Origin of the sequence: Rhodopseudomonas palustris, from assembly GCF_007005445.1 — a bacterium.
In the GTDB taxonomy this organism is placed as follows: domain Bacteria; phylum Pseudomonadota; class Alphaproteobacteria; order Rhizobiales; family Xanthobacteraceae; genus Rhodopseudomonas; species Rhodopseudomonas palustris_G.
Genome location: NZ_CP041387.1, coordinates 3351217 through 3367359, shown reverse-complemented (window position 1 = coordinate 3367359; position 16143 = coordinate 3351217). Strand labels below are relative to the sequence as shown.

The following is a 16143-nucleotide window of genomic DNA, read 5'->3' as shown; positions in this document are numbered from 1 at the left end:
CCTGATATTCCCGATTTATGGTTAATAGCCGGCTAACGCCGATCCGACGAGCCGGTCAGGCCGGCTGGCCGATGGTGACGTCGAGCGTGCCGATGCCGTCTACGCCGCAGGCGATGGCATCGCCCGGCGACAGCGCCGCGACGCCGGCCGGTGTGCCGGTCATGATGATGTCGCCGGCGGCGAGTTCGACCTGCGCCGACAGCTTGGCGATGATTTCCGGCACGTTCCAGATCATCTCGGACAGATCGCCGGTCTGTCGCTCGGTGCCGTTGACCGACAGCCAGATCTTGCCGGTGGCCGGATGGCCGATCTCGGAGGCCGGGCGCAGCGCTCCGCACGGCGCCGAGGCGTCGAACGACTTGCCGATCTCCCAGGGCTGCTCCTTCTTGCGCGAGGCGATCTGCAGGTCGCGGCGGGTGAGGTCGATGCCGACCGCATAGCCACAGACGTGATCGAGTGCCTTCTCGACTGGAATGTTCAGCCCGCCGCTCTTCAGCGCCACCACCAGCTCGACCTCGTGGTGCAGGTCCTTGGTCAGCGGCGGATACGCGATGGTTGCACCATCGGGCGCGACCATGTCGGCGTGCTTGGCGAAGAAGAATGGCGGCTGGCGCTCGTCATTGCCCATCTCGCGGACGTGTTCGAGGTAGTTGCGGCCGACGCACCAGATCCGGCGCACCGGAAAGCGGTCGCTCGTCCCGGCAACGGCGAGACTGGGCTGCGGCGGCAGGGCGATCACGAAACCAGCGTTGCTCATGAGTGTCTTTCGCAAGCTAAGGAGGCAGGGCGGAGGGGCGGTATCAGGTCCGATCAGGCTAGGCAGTGGCAGCGGCCGGCGCCAGCGGTGCGGCGTGGCGCTGCTGCAGCCGGAAGAACGAGGCGTAGCGGCCGCCGCGGCGCAGCAGGTCGTCGTGCCGGCCCTGCTCGACGATCTCGCCGGCCTCGACCACCAGGATGGAGTCGGCGTGCATGATGGTGTGCAGCCGGTGCGCGATCACGATGGTGGTGCGGCCACGGGCGAGATGATCGATCGCCTCCTGCACCAGTTTCTCCGACTCCGAATCCAGCGCCGCGGTGGCCTCGTCGAGCAGCACGATCGGCGCGTTGCGCAGCAACGCGCGCGCGACCGCGATGCGCTGGCGCTGACCGCCGGACAGTTGCGCGCCGTGCTCGCCGACCGGAGTATCATAGCCGAGCGGAAAGCTCATGATGAAGTCGTGCGCGCAGGCCGCCTTGGCGGCGGCGACGATCTCGTCGTCGGTGGCGCCGAGCTTGCCGAACGCGATGTTGGCGCGGACGGTGTCGCGGAACAGATAGACGTCCTGGCCGACATAGGCGGTCTGCTGCCGCAGCGACTCGCGCGATACGTTCGCGGTCGACTGTCCGTCGATCCGGATTTCGCCGGACTGGACTTCGTACAACCGCAGCAGCAGCGCCAGCACCGTCGACTTGCCGCCTCCGGACGGGCCGACCAGCGCCGTCATCTTGCCGGGCTCGGCGACGAAGCTCATGCCGTTGAGCACCGGTTCGTCGGGCCGATAGGCGAACGAGACGTCGTCGAACTCGACCCGCGCCTCGCTGAGCTGCAGCGCCGGCTTGTGGCCGTCGGCGGGCTCGCTCGGAGGACTGTCGATCACTTCGAGCAGCATCCGCGCGCCGACCAGACCGCTGTTGAGCTCGATATTCAGCCGCGCCAGCCGCTTGGCGGGCTCGTATGCGAGCAGGAACGCGGTCAGGAACGAGAAGAACTCGCCGGGTGTGGCGCCGGTCGCGACCACACGATAGCCGCCGTACATCAGCGACGCCGCCACCGCGAAGCCGCCGAGCGTCTCCATCAGCGGGCTGGCGCGGTTCGACACCCGCGCCATCTTGTCGGCATTGGCCTGCACCGCGGAGATGTTGGCGTCGATCCGGTCGCTCATGGTTTTTTCGAGCGAGAACGCCTTCACGGTGCGGATGCCCTGCAGCGATTCCTGCATCGTCTCCAGGATCTGGGCGTTGCCGGTGAACTGCGTCAGCGCCAGCCCCTTCACCCGCTTCACCAGCTTGCGCACCACGAACGCCGCGGGCGGCGCGATCAGAAGCCCGAACAGAGCCATGAACGGATCCTGGATCACCATCACGGTGACCAGACCGATCAGCGACAACAAATCGCGGCCGATCGCGTTGATCAGCAGGTTGAGCACCTCGGTGACCGAATTGGCACCGGCGGTGAGGCGGGCGAGGAATTCCGAAGAGTGCCGCTTGGCGAAGAAGCCGATGCTCTCGTTCATCAGCTTGTGGAACATCCGCCGCTGATTGTTGGCGAGGATCGCGTTCTTGATCTGGGTGAGGATCACCGACTGGCCGTAGGTCGCCGCGCCCTTCAGGCTGAACACCGCCAGGGTGACGATCGACCAGAACATGATGCCCTGCAGATCGCGATCGACATAGGCCTGGTTGATCACCTTGCCGAGCAGGAAGGCCGAGCCGGAGGTCGCCGCGGCGGCGATCGCCATCAGGCCGAAGGCCAGCGCATAGCGTCGCCAGTAGGCTGACGCCTGTTCCATCACCAGGCGGCGGATGAGCTGCCACGCGCCATACGGGTCGTCAGTGATCTTGCGTGGGGCTTCGGTCATTCCCGCGTTCCATCGACGGCGTCGAACCAGGGTCGCGCGCGAGGAAGGCGTGCGTCTTGCCGGAGTCCTTGCCCCCGCTGGACCGGATTTTCAAGCCAAAACGATGGAACCAGCGCCGCGGTCAGGCTGGAATGGCTTGCAATTCAACCGCTTGGCGCTCGCGCAGCAGCTTTTCCTCCCACGCCAGAGCGTGCGCCGCGATGCTGTCGAGATCGTCGTATCGTGGGGTCCAATCCAGCGTGCGGCGAATCCGGCTGGTGTCGGCGACCATCGTCATGATGTCGCCCGGCCGACGCGGCGCCGAGGCGACCGCGAAATTGCGACCTGCGACGCGTTTCACCGCATTGATGGCTTCGAACACCGAATAGCCGTGGCCGTAGCCGCAGTTCAGCGTCACCGGCCCGCCGCCGGCGCGCAAGTAACCGAGCGCGGCGCCGTGCGCCTCAGCGAGGTCGGTGACGTGAATGAAATCGCGGATGCAACTGCCGTCCGGCGTCGGATAGTCGGTGCCGTAGACGTCGATCCGGCTGCGCTGCCCGGTCGCCGCTTCTACCGCGATCTTGAGCAGATGGGTTGCGCCGACGGTCGCGAGCCCGAGCCGGCCCAGCGGATCGGCGCCGGCGACGTTGAAGTAGCGCAGCGCCACGTAGTTGACACCGTAGGCCTCCGCCGCGTCGTGCAGCATGATCTCGGTCATCAGCTTGGAGCGACCGTAAGGAGACAGCGGCCGTGTCGGCGCGTCTTCGCCGACCGGAACGCGGTCCGGATTGCCGTACACCGCCGCGGTCGAGGAGAAGATGAATTTCTTCACGCCGCGCCGCACTGCGGCACTCAGCAGACTGCGCGAGGTCGAGGTGTTGTTGCGATAGTAGCCGAGCGGGTCGCGCATCGAGTCCGACACGATCACCGAACCGGCGAAATGGATGATGGCGTCGACGCGGTGCGAGGCGATCACGCCGTCGATCAGGTTTTCATCGCCGGCGTCGCCGATGAACAGCGGCACGCCTTCGGGCACGAACTGCGAAAAGCCGGTGGAGAGATTGTCGATCACCACCACGCTTTCGCCGGCCTCGACCAGCGCCAGAACCGTGTGGCTTCCGATGTAGCCGGCGCCGCCGGTAACGAGTACGGTCATCGTGGTTTCCGTCCGAGCTGCTGGTCGGTTCCGCGCATTTGCGCCAGCCTGTCGACAAACAATGGAATTGGGGTATAGCGGGGCCGCTTCGGGGGCGAATTGCCAGCGTTTTTGCCGGGGATTCGACTCTATGGTTGTCAATCCTGTAACGAGGACCGCGCAATTGCGGGCCTTTTGCGTCAATGTCGGACATCCTCATCATCAAGACCTCTTCGCTCGGCGATGTGGTGCACCAGATGCCCGCGATCGCCGACGCTGCGCGCGCCCAACCCGGCCTGCGCATGAGCTGGGTGGTGGAGGAGGCGTTCGCGCCGCTGGCACGGTTGCATCCATCCGTCGCCGAGGTGATCCCGGTGGCGACCCGGCGCTGGCGGTCGCATCTGACGAGCCGCGCCACCTGGCGGGAGATCGGCGATTTCAACACGCGATTGCGTGAGCCCGAATTCGACAAGGTGATAGACACTCAGGGCCTGATCCGCTCGGCGATCATCGCGCGGCTCGCGCAGGGCGAGCGCCACGGCTACGACGCGCAGAGCATTCGGGAGCCCTTGGCGTCGCGGTTCTACGATGTCCGCCACAGCGTCAGCCGCTCGCTCCACGCGGTGGCGCGCAATCGCACGCTCACCGGCCAGTCGCTCGGCTATCAGCCGCCGGACCAGATCGACTACGGGCTGATCAAACCGGCGCGCGGCGCTGAAGCGCCTTACGCGCTGCTGCTGCACGGCACCTCGCGGGTGTCGAAGGAATGGCTCGCCGAAGACTGGATCGAGACCGGCCGCTGGCTGCAGGGCCGCGGGTTGCAGCCGGTGCTGCCGTGGGGCACCGAGACCGAACGGCAGACCGCCGAACGGCTGTCGAGCGCGATCCCCGGAAGTCGCGTGTTGCCGCGTCAGTCGCTCGATCTCACCGCGGGCGTGATCGCGGGCGCCGCGGTGGTGATCGGCGTCGACACCGGCCTTTTGCATCTGGCCGCCGCCTATCGGGTGCCGCTGGTCGGGATCTATGTTGCGACCGATCCGGGACTGACCGGCCCGGTCGGCAGCGGTCCGCTGCGGGTGCTCGGCGGCAACAGCGGTGGCCCCTCGGCGCGGCAGGCGATCGAGGCGGCGGAGCAGCTACTCGGTTAGTTGAATGCAGCGGTGCGTTGCATCTCGGCGAGCACCTGGTTGACGAAGCCGTCGATGTCTTCGCCTTCGAAGCGAAAACCGCGAATGCGGGCAGCCTGGGCCGCTTCGATATCGCTTGCGCTGTCGCCGATCACGAAGCTGCGCGCCATGTCCACCGGCCAGGCTTTGGCCAGATCCAGGATCATGCCGGGGCCCGGCTTGCGATGCTCGCAGGCCACCCGATAGGCGTCGATCGTTCCTTCGACATGATGCGGGCAGAACCGCACATCGTCGATCCGCGCACCTTGCGCATTCAGCTCATTCAGCATCCAGCGATGCAGAGCACGGACGTCGTCTTCGCTGAACATGCCGCGGGCGACGCCGGACTGGTTGGTGATGATGAAGACGTAATAGCCGGCCGCGTTAAGTTGCCGGATCGCCGCCGCGATGCCCGGCATCCAGCGAAGGCGCTCGCGGGTGCCGACATAGTGGTCGTTGTAGTTGATGACGCCGTCGCGATCGAGGAAGGCGGCGGGCCGGCGCGGCGCGGACGCGGTCATGGCGCCGGCTTGCCCAGCGCGACCTCGATCTCGTCGCAGATCGCATGCGCGGCCATCAGATGGATCTGCTGAACCAGCGCGGTCTCGGGGCCCGGCGCAATCAGAAGATGATCGCACAGCGCGCCCATCGATCCGCCGCTCGGGCCGGTCATGCCGACGGTGACCAGGCCGCGCTGCCGCGCGACCTCGAGCGCCGCCAGGATGTTCGGCGAGCGGCCCGACGTGGTGATGCCGATGAAGACGTCGCCTTGCTGGCCGAGCCCTTCGACCTGCCGGGCGAATACCCGCTCGAAGCCATAGTCGTTGGCGATCGCGGTGAGCGCCGAGGTGTCCGTGGTCAGCGCCACCGCCGGCCAGGCGCCGCGCTCGCGCTTGTAGCGGCCGATGATTTCGGCGGCGATGTGCTGGGCGTCGGCGGCGCTGCCGCCATTGCCGGCGAGCAGGATCTTGCGGCCCTGACGCAGTGCCGCGATCGACGCTGCGGCGATCGCCCGCGATGTTTCCAGCAGCGCTGTGTCGCTGGCCGCGGCCGTCATCGCGGCAAGCGAAAGCTGGAAATGGGCGGCGATCTTGTCCTGGCTCACGTCACACCTGAAGGCTGAAACTCGAAGCCCTGGTAAAGCGCAGGGCCGGGTCCGGCGCAAGCCGAAGGGCTCACACCGCGGGCGCGATGCCGGCGGCCTGCAGCGCGCGCAATGCCGCGGCGGTCACGTCCTCGACGGCGATGTCGCGCATGCAGCGGTGGTGCTCCATCCGGCAGATCGGCTTGTGGCAGGGCCGGCACGGAATCTCGCCCGGCGCCTGGATCACCGTCTCGATCGGATTGAGCGGGGCATAATGCCAGGGGCTGGTCGGTCCGAAGATGCCGATGGTCCGGCTGCCGATCGCCGCCGAGACGTGGAGCAGGCCGGAATCGTTGGAGATCACCAGGTCGGCTGCCGCCAGCGCCAGGATGCCGTTGCGCAGGTCGGTGCCGGTGAGATCGCGGACCTGCGGGCCGCCGGCCGCGACGATTTCCTGGGCCTTGGCGGTTTCGCCCGGGCCGCCCACCACCCAGACCTCGAAGCCGCGCTCGGCGAGTGCCTTGCCGGCCTCGACATAATAGGTCCAGCGCTTCGCCGGCCCGACGGCGCCGGGTGCCAGCGCCACCACGGTCCGGCCGTGCAGCCCATTGGCCTGCCGCCATGCCGCGATCTCGGCCTGCGGCACCTGAAGCTGCGGTTCGGGCCAGTCCAGCGGCAATTCGGGCAGCGGCGGCAGCGCCAGCGCGGCGCAGCGGTCGATCATCCGCGGCAATGCCTTCTCGCCGCGCCGCCAGTCATTGAGCAGGCCGAACCGGACCTCGCCGATGAAGCCGGTGCGTTTCGGGATACCGGCAAGCCAGGGCGCGATGGTGGATTTGAAGGTGCGCGGCATCACCACCGAGGCGCCGTAGCCTTCCTGTCGCAGCCTGGCTGCCAGCGCCCGCTCCTGAGGCAGCGAGATCTTGCTGCGCGGCAGATCCCAGACGATCCCCTGGCGCACGCCGGGCATATAGTCGACCAAGGGCGCGCACAGTGTGGTGGTGAGGACGTCGACCGGCCGGTTCGGCCAGCGATCCTTCAGCACCCGCACCACGGTGTGGCAGCGCACGAAATCGCCGATCCACATATACGGGACCAGCAGTACCGGGCTGGTTTCGCTACGGTCGGGCGCTGTCGCCAGGCTGGCTTTGAGTGATTCGTAATTCATCGCTTGTTCTGCGTGCCCTGCCTGGCAGGGACTGGTCGGCCCAGCCGGTTAGCGTCTGCTGCGGCCGGCGTCCAGCCGGCATTTCGCGCGCCAGACGTGCTCCATGCACAGCAAGTCAGGGTAGAAAGTTGCCTGCTTGGGCGGAGTGGGGCAAAGCTGGCCGCGCAAATCGAGGCGGAGAAGTCATGCTGCTGGTCACCGGGGGCGCCGGGTTTATTGGATCGAATCTGGTCGCGGCGCTGAACGACGCCGGGCGGGCCGATGTGGCAGTGTCCGACTTTCTCGGCCATGACGGCAAGTGGAAGAACCTCGCCAAGCGGCAGCTTGCCGATTTCGTGCCGCCGGCGGAACTGGCCGGCTGGCTCAAGGGACGCAAGCTCGACGCTGTGTTCCACATGGGCGCGATCTCCGCGACCACCGCCACCGACGGCGATCTGGTGATGGAGAACAATTTCCGGTTGTCGCTGCGGCTGCTCGACTGGTGCACCGAGACCGGCACGCCGCTGATCTACGCCTCATCGGCAGCGACCTATGGCGACGGCGAACACGGCTTCGATGACGATTTCTCGCTGGCCGCGCTGAAACAGTTGCGGCCGATGAACCTGTACGGCTGGAGCAAGCACCTGTTCGACCTGGTGGTGGCCGAGCGCGCCGCCAAGGGCGACAGGCTGCCGCCGCAGTGGGCCGGGCTGAAGTTCTTCAACGTGTTCGGCCCGAACGAATATCACAAGGACACCATGGCCAGCGTGCTGGCGCGGCGGTTCGACGACATCAAGTCGGGCCGGGTGGTCCAATTGTTCAAGTCGCATCGCGAAGGCATCGCCGACGGCGACCAGCGCCGCGACTTCATCTATGTCGACGACGTGGTGCGGGTGATGATGTGGCTGTTCGCTTCGCCCAGCGTCAGCGGCATTTTCAATGTCGGCACCAGCCATGCCCGCAGCTTCCGCGACCTGATCCTGGCGGCTTATGCCGCGCTCGGCACGCCGCCGAAGATCGAGTACATCGATATGCCGGAGCAGATTCGCGGCAGTTATCAGTACTTCACCCAGAGCGAAGGCGACCGGCTGCGCGCGGCGGGCTATAATGGCGGCTTCACGCCGCTGGAAGAAGCGGTCGCGTCTTACGTCACTGGCTACCTCGACCGCAGCGATCGCTTCCGCTGATCGCGCGCAACAATTTGGATTTGGATGTTGAGCTTCGACGCCCTGCTGCAAGCGATCGCCCGTCAGACCGTCCTGTGCGTCGGCGACTTGATGCTCGACGAGTTCGTCTATGGGGAGGTGTCGCGGATTTCCCCGGAGGCTCCGGCGCCGGTGATCGCGGTCCAGCGCAGCGAGACCAATATCGGCGGCGCCGGCAACGTCGCCCGCAACATTGCGGCGATCGGCGCGCGCTGCATTTTCGTCGGCCTGGTCGGTGACGATGCCACCGGGAGAATGCTCGCCGCCGAACTCGGCAGCGAGCCGAAGATCGAGCCGGTGCTGGTGCGCGATCCCTCGCGTCCGACGACCCGCAAGGTGCGGTTCGTGTCCGAGCATTTCTCCACTCACATGCTGCGCGCCGATTGGGAGATCGCAGCGCCGGCGACCGGCGAGGTCGAACAGCGGCTGCTCGATTCGATCCTGCCGCAGCTCGCGCGCGCCGATATCGTGCTGCTGTCGGACTACGCCAAAGGCGTGCTGACGGCGCGAGTCATTCGCGAGACGATCGATACCGCCAACAAACTCGGCAAACGCGTCATCGTCGATCCGAAAAGCGCCAACTTCGCGATCTATCGCGGCGCCACGCTGCTGACGCCAAACCGCAAGGAATTCGCCGCGGCGACACGGAGCGCTGCCGAGACCGATGACGAGATCGCCGCGGCGGCCCAGGATGCGATGACGCTGGCCGAGTGCGAGGCGATGCTGGTGACCAAGAGCGAGCACGGAATGACGCTGGTGCCGCGCGGAGGCGAGCCGATCCACGTGCCGGCGCAACCGGTGAAGGTGCGCGACGTCTCGGGCGCCGGTGATACCGTGGCGGCGGTGCTGGCGGTGGTACTGGCGTCGGGGGCGGATTGGGGCACGGCGATGCGGGCGGCCAGCGCCGCCGCAGCCGTGGCGGTCAGCAAGAATGGCACCGCGGTGGTGACGCCGAGCGAACTGCGCCGGCGCGTCCTGCCACACGCTGAACTCGCCGCCGAAGACAAGATCATGGCCAGCGACGCCGACCTCGACGCGCGGCTGAAGGAATGGCGCCGCGAGGGTCTGCGGGTCGGCTTCACCAATGGCTGCTTCGACATCCTGCACCCCGGCCACGTCAAGGTGCTGACTGCGGCGCGCGGTGCCTGCGACCGGCTGATCGTGGGACTCAACAGCGATGCGTCGGTGCGGCGGCTGAAGGGCGAGAGCCGGCCGGTGCAGCACGAACGCGCCCGCGCCGAAGTGCTGGCGGCGCTGGAGGCGGTCGATCTGGTGGCGATCTTCGAAGAGGATACGCCGATCCGGCTGATCACCCGGATCGAGCCGAGCGTGCTGGTCAAGGGCGGCGACTACACCCGTGAGCAGGTGGTCGGGCACGAGATCGTCGCGGCCAAAGGCGGCGAGGTGATGCTGGTCGACGTGCTGCCCGGATTCAGTACCACCTCGCTGGTGGCGCGCGCGCGCGAGGGGCAGTCCTGATCATGCGCGGGATTGGCGACCACCGCTGGCAGGTGCAATGTTGACGCCGATCACGTCGTTCACGCCCCGCAACTGGCTGATCGCCCTCCACGATCTGCTCGCGACCGCGGCCGCCGTGCTGCTCAGCTTCTATCTGCGGTTCGACGGCGAGAATCTGCTGGACCGTCTGCCGCTGCTGCTGAAGGTTCTGCCTTACTTCGTCGTCTTCAGCTTCTTCGTCTGCTACCTGTTCCAGCTCACCACCACCAAGTGGCGGTTCATTTCGATCCCGGATCTGCTGAACATCCTCCGGGCGGCGAGCGTGCTGACGATCGCGCTGCTGGCGCTCGATTACGTCTTTCTGGCACCGAACATGTACGGGACGTTCTTCCTCGGGAAGACGACGATCGTGCTGTACTGGTTTCTGGAGGTGTTCTTCCTGGCCGGTTCGCGCCTCGCCTACCGCTATTTCCGCTACACCCGCACGCGCAACAAGGCGCGCCGGATGGATGCGGCTCCGACGTTGCTGATCGGTCGCGCCGCCGACGCGGAGGTGTTCCTGCGCGGAGTTGAAAGCGGCGCGGTGCAGCGGCTGTGGCCGGTGGGCATTCTGTCGCCCGCGTTCTCGGATCGCGGCCAGACCATTCGCGGCATTCCGGTGCTGGGCGGCACCGACGATCTGCACAACGTGATCGCCGACTTCGCGCATCGCAACAGGCCGATCGAGCGGGCGGTGATGACGCCGTCCGCGTTCGAGGCCGATGCCCAGCCGGAAGCGGTGCTGATGCGTGCCCGCAAGCTCGGGCTGACGGTGAGCCGGCTGCCGTCGCTCGAAGAAAGCCGCGACACGCCCAGGCTGGCACCGGTCGCCGTCGAAGACTTGTTGCTGCGTCCGAGCGTCAAGATCGATTACGACAGGCTCGAGGGGCTGCTGAAGGGCAAGTCGATCGTCGTCACCGGCGGTGGCGGATCGATCGGATACGAGATGTGCGACCGCGTCACCACGTTCGGTGCGGCGCGTCTGTTGGTGATCGAGAATTCCGAACCGGCCCTCTACGCCGCGATGGAGAAGCTGAACGCCAAGGACTCCAGGACGACGATCGTCGGCCACATCGCCGACATCCGCGATCGCGAGCGGATCTTCGATCTGATCGGCGGGTTCAAGCCGGACCTGGTGTTCCACGCTGCTGCGCTGAAACACGTGCCGATCCTCGAGCGCGATTGGGGCGAGGGCGTCAAGACCAACATCTTCGGCTCGGTCAACGTCGCCGACGCCGCGCGCGCGGCCGGTGCCGGCGCGATGGTGATGATCTCCACCGACAAGGCGATCGAGCCGGTATCGATGCTCGGCCTCACCAAGCGGTTCGCCGAACTGTATTGTCAGGCGCTCGATCGCGAACTTGCCGGCACCTCCGGTGACAAGCCACCGATGCGGTTGATCTCGGTGCGGTTCGGCAACGTGCTGGCGTCGAACGGCTCGGTGGTGCCGAAATTCAAGGCCCAGATCGAAGCCGGCGGACCGGTGACGGTGACGCATCCGGATATGGTGCGCTACTTCATGACCATCCGCGAAGCCTGCGACCTCGTCATCACCGCCGCGACTCATGCGTTGGGCTCGCAGCATGCCGACGCGTCGGTGTTCGTACTCAGCATGGGCCAGCCGGTGCGCATCGTCGATCTCGCCGAGCGGATGATCCGGCTGTCCGGACTGCAGCCCGGCTACGACATCGAGATCGTGTTCACCGGTGTTCGTCCGGGCGAGCGGCTGCACGAGATCCTGTTCGCCGAGCACGAACCTTCGACCGAGATCGGCATTCCCGGGATTGTGGCGGCACGTCCGCACGAACTGCCGCTGCCGACGCTGCAGCAGGGCCTCGCCGCACTCGAAGCCGCGATCGCAGCGGGGCGTCATGACGAGGTGGTGGCCATCCTGAAGAGCGCCGTTCCGGAATTCCGGATCGAAGCTGCGGCGCCGGCTGCGCAGCGTCGTCTGCAATAACCGCTCAGGCGCGGGGGCGGGTGAAACGCCTCAGCACTGCGGCGACCAGCATGGCGCCGATGCCGAGCAGCAGGAGATCGGTCGCCGCCGATCGCAGGGCGATCGAGGCGCCTGCCAGCCCGGCCAGGGCGAGATTCAGAAGACACACTTGGCCGACCACCGCCCGGACCGGGAATCCGTTGTCAGTCGCCCGCTGATAGAAGTGCGTGCGATGGGCGAGCCAGAACCTCTCGCGGCGGATCATTCGCCGCAGCAGCGTCAGGGTGCTGTCGGCCAGATAGTACAGCGGCAGCAGCAGCGCCGCGGCGGCGTGGCCCTGGAGCGCGAGTTGCAGCAGGCACCAGCCGAGCAGGAGCCCGATCGGCAGGCTGCCGACGTCGCCGAGAAAGACCTTCGCCGCACCCGGGCGGTTGAACGGCGCGAAGCCGAGGATCGCGCCGCCCAGTGCCGCTGCCAGCAGCATAGGGGATTGCGACAACGCGCCGAGCAAGCCGAACACCACCAGGGTGGCCGTTACCGGCACGCCTTCGGCAACCGTCATCCAGTCGAGCCCATCCATGAAGTTGACGAGGTTGACGAACCACAGGCCGCCGATCAGCAACGCGGCGCGCTCCAGCCACAATGGCAGGGCAGGGACGATCTGCTGGTCTGCGGGCAGCGTGAGAACGACCGCGCCGACGCAGAGTGCCTGAAGGGCGAGGCGCGGCAGTACCGGAATCGGCCGGATATCGTCGACTGCTCCGACGATCCCGATCACGACCGCGGCGGCGAACAACGGGAGCAGTGCCAGCAGCGCCGGAGCGGTCGGGCCGAGCGCGAATGTGGTGACGATCAACGTCGCGGCGATGACGGCGATGCCGGCGCCCTGCGGGGTCGGAACCTTGTGCGACGAGCGCGCATTGGGGCGCGCCAGCGCATATCTCCTCAGCAGCGGCATCAGCGCCCAGGTGAGAACGGCACAGAGAATGACGGCGGTCAGCGCCGCGATCATGGATGCGAAGCCGATGGCCGGATTCATCCGCGCCAGCCCGACCGGACGGTCGCGACATCGACCATGGCTGAATTCATCAGGCTACTCCGGCACCTTGATCTCTGCGTCTCCCTTGGCCGCCTTCTCTGCGCTGAAGATCCAGACCAGGCCGCCGAACCCGCCCAAAAGGAAGTACACCGCTCCGAACAGCAACGAGACGGCGACGCCGTCACCGGCATCGAGGCCGGCATAGCCGAACGCCAACCCCATGCTGGCCTCCCGAACGCCCCAGCCCGCGATCGAGATCGGGATCATCGTGATCAGCATGGTCGGGGGAACGAGAAACAGCAACTGCGTGAAATCGGTCGGCGACGCGATCGCGCGCGCGACGCACCAGGCGACCACGACTGCCAGGACGTGAATCGACAGCGAGATCAGCGCCAGCCATGGACCGCTCCGGCTGCGAAACAGCAAGTCGCTGGCAATCTGCGAGCACGTGTGGAAATGGCGGGTCGCCCAGATCCGGGTCAGCAGGTCGAACGGCAGCAGATGCAGCGCCAGAAATACCACGCCCGCGCCGAGCGCGACGGCATCGATCAGCACCAGCCCGAGCCGTCCCTCGGGATTGCCGATCAGCGTCAACGACCAAGGAAGGGTGCACATGATCAGCACCGCCAGCGCGATGAGACCGATCGCGCGGTCGACGAAGACCGAATAGGCGGCGGTCCGCCATCCGGCTCCGGCGCGGGCCACCAGCCACAACCGCATCGCATCGCCGCCGATGGCCGATGGCAGCGTCTGGTTGAAGAACGCGCCGATCATATTGTAGCGGAACGCCTGCGGCAGACCGAGCGGTGCGCCGCTGCCCGCACTGATCGTCCGCCAACGCAACGTGCCGACGAAAACCTGAAACAGGGCAACCGCCAGCGCCAGCGCCAGCCACCCGACGCTGGCGGCGTCGATCCGCGCGGCGAGCGCGGCGAAGTCGGCTTTGCGGAGCGCGAAATACAGCAGCGCCGCCGAAACCAGAATCTTCGCGGCTGAGAATACAATCCGGCGCATGGGGGGTCGCAGAACAGAGGTTAACAGATCGTCAAGAACGAGCGGCGCGCCCGACCATCGCGAAAGCCGCCGCCTTGGTAGGGACTTGCTCCCGATCTGGCAAGAGCGCGGCGGTTCCGCTTGCCGCTGGTGTCGGCTGCTGGCTAAACAGGCGCGCGCAGAGGGTCGCGAATGGCGGGCAGGAACGACATGACAGAGCAAGCGGTCCTGGTCACCGGAGCGGCCGGCTTCATCGGCTTTCATGTGGCGCGCGAACTGCTGGAGGCGGGACGCTCGGTCGTTGGTCTCGACAGCCTCAACCACTATTACGATCCCGCGTTGAAGCAGGCCCGGCTCGATCTGCTGACGCCTTATCCCGGTTTCAGTTTTGTCCGCGGCGACCTCGCCGACCGTTCGGCGACGGCGGAGCTGTTCGCAACACGCCGTTTTCCGGTCGTGATTCATCTCGCCGCCCAGGCCGGGGTGCGGCATTCTCTGAGCCATCCGCACGACTATGCCGACTCCAACCTCGAGGGGTTCCTCAACGTGCTGGAAGGGTGCCGGCACCATGGCTGCGAGCACCTGATCTACGCGTCGTCGTCGTCGGTCTATGGCGCCAACACCAAGCTGCCGTTCTCGGTGGATGATCCGACCGACCACCCGATCAGCCTGTACGCCGCGACCAAGAAGGCCAACGAGCTGATGGCGCACTGCTATAGCCATCTGTACCGGCTGCCGACCACCGGGCTGCGGTTCTTCACCATCTATGGGCCCTGGTACCGGCCGGACATGGCTCTTTATCTGTTCGCCAAGGCAATCACCGAGGGCCGTCCGATCAAGCTGTTCAATCACGGCCAGATGCGGCGCGACTTCACCTATGTGGACGACGTGACCCGGGTCGTGACCCGGCTGATCGATCTGGTTCCGACCGGCCGCGACGGCCACGCCCCCGCCAGGGTGTACAATGTCGGCAATCACAGCCCGGAAGAGCTGATGCATGTCGTGGCGCTGCTCGAGCGCGCACTCGGGCGCCCGGCGGTCAGGGAGATGCTGCCGATGCAGCCCGGCGACGTGCTGGCGACCTTTGCGGATGTCGAGGCGCTGGTGCGGGATGTCGGCTTCCGGCCGTCGACCCCGATCGAGGACGGGATCGGGGCCTTCGTCGCCTGGTTCCGCCGCTATCATCAGGTGTAGCTTCTTGCGTCTAATTCGCGTCTTGGCTGTTTGGTGTAATTAACTGAATCAAAACGTGTTTGGGAAAGTTTCCCGAACGTTCGCCACATCTGTGGCCGCGTGCTAGGAAGCCGCACCTTCAATTTCCAAGGCGCGCCGCCATGACTTCCAGCACTGCATCGGCCAAGACTCCCTCGCTCCGAATCGGCGTGATTGGCGCTGGGGTGATGGGCACCAACCATGGGCGTGTGCTTGCTGGGCTACCGGGCGTTTCGCTGGTCGGGATCGTCGATCCGCTGCCGGAGCACCGCGACCGCGCGGTCGAGCTGATCGGCTGCAAGACGTTCGCAACGCTCGATGAATTGCTGCTGGCCGGGGTCGACGCCGTGACCATCGCGGCGCCCACCCATCTGCACCACGAAGTGGCGCTGACCTGTATCGGTCGCGGTATCCACGTGTTGGTCGAGAAGCCGATCGCCTCGACCGTGGCGGAAGGACGCGAGATCGTCGCAGCCGCCGAAAAGGCCGGCGTGACCCTGATGGTCGGCCATGTCGAGCGCTTCAATCCTGCGGTCGCGGCGATCAAGCAGGCGATTCGCGACGAGGACATCCTGTCGATCGGCATCACCCGGGTCGGCCCGTTCCCGCCGCGGATGTCGAATGTCGGCGTGGTGATCGACCTTGCGGTCCACGACATCGACCTGATCCGCTGGTTCACCGATTCGGAAATCACTGAGGTGCAGCCGCAGCTCTCCAGCGCGGTCGCCGAGCGCGAAGACATCGCGCTGCTGCAGTTCCGCACCGCCTCCGGCGTGCTCGCCCACATCAACACCAACTGGCTGACGCCGTTCAAGGCGCGCACCGTCACGGTCGCGACCCGCGGCAAATACGTGATGGGCGACCTGCTGACCCGGCAGGTCACCGAGTGCTTCGGCTTCAAGGCCGACGGCAGCTATTCGATGCGGCATCTGCCGGTCGGCCACGACGAGCCGCTGCGCGCCGAACTGATCGCCTTCGTCAACGCGGTGCGCAGCAACGGCACCCCCGCCGTCACCGGCCAGGAGGGCGTCGCCAGCCTGGAAATCGCGATCCAGTGCCTCGAACAGCCGGCCCGGCCCGCCGCGACGGCGTCCGCCGCGCCGCTCCGCGCTGCCGGCTAGGCCGAAGA

14 protein-coding genes are annotated in these 16143 nt (G+C 66.6%); 6 read left to right on the top strand and 8 right to left on the bottom strand.

The genetic code is table 11. The features are described from left to right. Nucleotides 1–55: 55 nt before the first annotated feature. The 3 genes from FLL57_RS15385 to galE form a co-directional block, all read right to left on the bottom strand. Nucleotides 56–757 (bottom strand): fumarylacetoacetate hydrolase family protein, encoded by a 702-nt coding sequence (locus FLL57_RS15385; RefSeq protein ID WP_013503909.1) that lies wholly within the window; start codon nucleotides 755–757, stop codon nucleotides 56–58. Between the two features lie 58 nt (nucleotides 758–815). Continuing rightward, nucleotides 816–2618, bottom strand: a complete 1803-nt coding sequence (locus FLL57_RS15380) for an ABC transporter ATP-binding protein (protein WP_013503908.1) — start codon at nucleotides 2616–2618, stop codon at nucleotides 816–818. 121 nt (nucleotides 2619–2739) lie between these two features. After that, entirely contained in the window at nucleotides 2740–3753 is a 1014-nt protein-coding gene (gene galE, locus FLL57_RS15375; RefSeq protein ID WP_013503907.1) for a UDP-glucose 4-epimerase GalE, read from the bottom strand. 182 nt (nucleotides 3754–3935) lie between these two features. Between galE and waaC the strand changes: the two genes are divergently transcribed. Beyond that, the gene (gene waaC / locus FLL57_RS15370; protein ID WP_142883327.1) at nucleotides 3936–4880 is read left to right on the top strand and encodes a lipopolysaccharide heptosyltransferase I; all 945 of its coding nucleotides are present in this window, start codon (nucleotides 3936–3938) and stop codon (nucleotides 4878–4880) included. On the opposite strand, the gene FLL57_RS15365 is transcribed toward waaC, so the two are convergent. The 3 genes from FLL57_RS15365 to waaF form a co-directional block, all read right to left on the bottom strand. Continuing rightward, entirely contained in the window at nucleotides 4877–5419 is a 543-nt protein-coding gene (locus FLL57_RS15365) for an HAD family hydrolase (protein ID WP_142883326.1), read from the bottom strand. The two genes, waaC and FLL57_RS15365, sit on opposite strands and share 4 nt — an antisense overlap. Continuing rightward, entirely contained in the window at nucleotides 5416–6003 is a 588-nt protein-coding gene (locus FLL57_RS15360) for a D-sedoheptulose 7-phosphate isomerase (protein ID WP_142883325.1), read from the bottom strand. Before FLL57_RS15360 ends, FLL57_RS15365 begins: the two co-directional genes overlap by 4 nt. Before the next feature lie 70 nt (nucleotides 6004–6073). Further along, nucleotides 6074–7150, bottom strand: a complete 1077-nt coding sequence (gene waaF, locus FLL57_RS15355; RefSeq protein WP_142883324.1) for a lipopolysaccharide heptosyltransferase II — start codon at nucleotides 7148–7150, stop codon at nucleotides 6074–6076. A gap of 185 nt (nucleotides 7151–7335) precedes the next feature. On the opposite strand from waaF, the gene rfaD reads away from it, so the two are divergent. From rfaD to FLL57_RS15340, 3 genes are read left to right on the top strand one after another with little or no spacing between them, the layout of a single operon-like run. Next, a complete protein-coding gene (gene rfaD, locus FLL57_RS15350) occupies nucleotides 7336–8316 on the top strand; it encodes an ADP-glyceromanno-heptose 6-epimerase (RefSeq protein ID WP_142883323.1) in 981 nt (326 codons plus the stop codon). 24 nt (nucleotides 8317–8340) lie between these two features. Beyond that, the gene (gene rfaE1, locus FLL57_RS15345; RefSeq protein ID WP_142883322.1) at nucleotides 8341–9813 is read left to right on the top strand and encodes a D-glycero-beta-D-manno-heptose-7-phosphate kinase; all 1473 of its coding nucleotides are present in this window, start codon (nucleotides 8341–8343) and stop codon (nucleotides 9811–9813) included. Between the two features lie 37 nt (nucleotides 9814–9850). Then, nucleotides 9851–11791, top strand: a complete 1941-nt coding sequence (locus FLL57_RS15340; protein ID WP_142883321.1) for a polysaccharide biosynthesis protein — start codon at nucleotides 9851–9853, stop codon at nucleotides 11789–11791. Nucleotides 11792–11795: 4 nt separating this feature from the next. On the opposite strand, the gene FLL57_RS15335 is transcribed toward FLL57_RS15340, so the two are convergent. Both FLL57_RS15335 and FLL57_RS15330 read right to left on the bottom strand, forming a co-directional pair. Then, nucleotides 11796–12809 carry an MraY family glycosyltransferase gene (locus FLL57_RS15335; RefSeq protein ID WP_142883320.1) on the bottom strand — a complete coding sequence of 338 codons (1014 nt, stop codon included), beginning with the start codon at nucleotides 12807–12809 and terminating at the stop codon, nucleotides 11796–11798. 54 nt (nucleotides 12810–12863) lie between these two features. Then, the gene (locus tag FLL57_RS15330) at nucleotides 12864–13823 is read right to left on the bottom strand and encodes a lysylphosphatidylglycerol synthase transmembrane domain-containing protein (RefSeq protein WP_013503898.1); all 960 of its coding nucleotides are present in this window, start codon (nucleotides 13821–13823) and stop codon (nucleotides 12864–12866) included. Nucleotides 13824–14012: 189 nt separating this feature from the next. Here FLL57_RS15330 and FLL57_RS15325 point away from each other — a divergent pair, with 189 nt between their 5' ends. Both FLL57_RS15325 and FLL57_RS15320 read left to right on the top strand, forming a co-directional pair. Further along, nucleotides 14013–14996, top strand: a complete 984-nt coding sequence (locus tag FLL57_RS15325) for an NAD-dependent epimerase (protein WP_142883319.1) — start codon at nucleotides 14013–14015, stop codon at nucleotides 14994–14996. 140 nt (nucleotides 14997–15136) lie between these two features. Then, nucleotides 15137–16135: a Gfo/Idh/MocA family protein gene (locus FLL57_RS15320; RefSeq protein WP_013503896.1), complete on the top strand. Its 999-nt coding sequence runs from the start codon at nucleotides 15137–15139 to the stop codon at nucleotides 16133–16135. Nucleotides 16136–16143 lie beyond the last annotated feature (8 nt).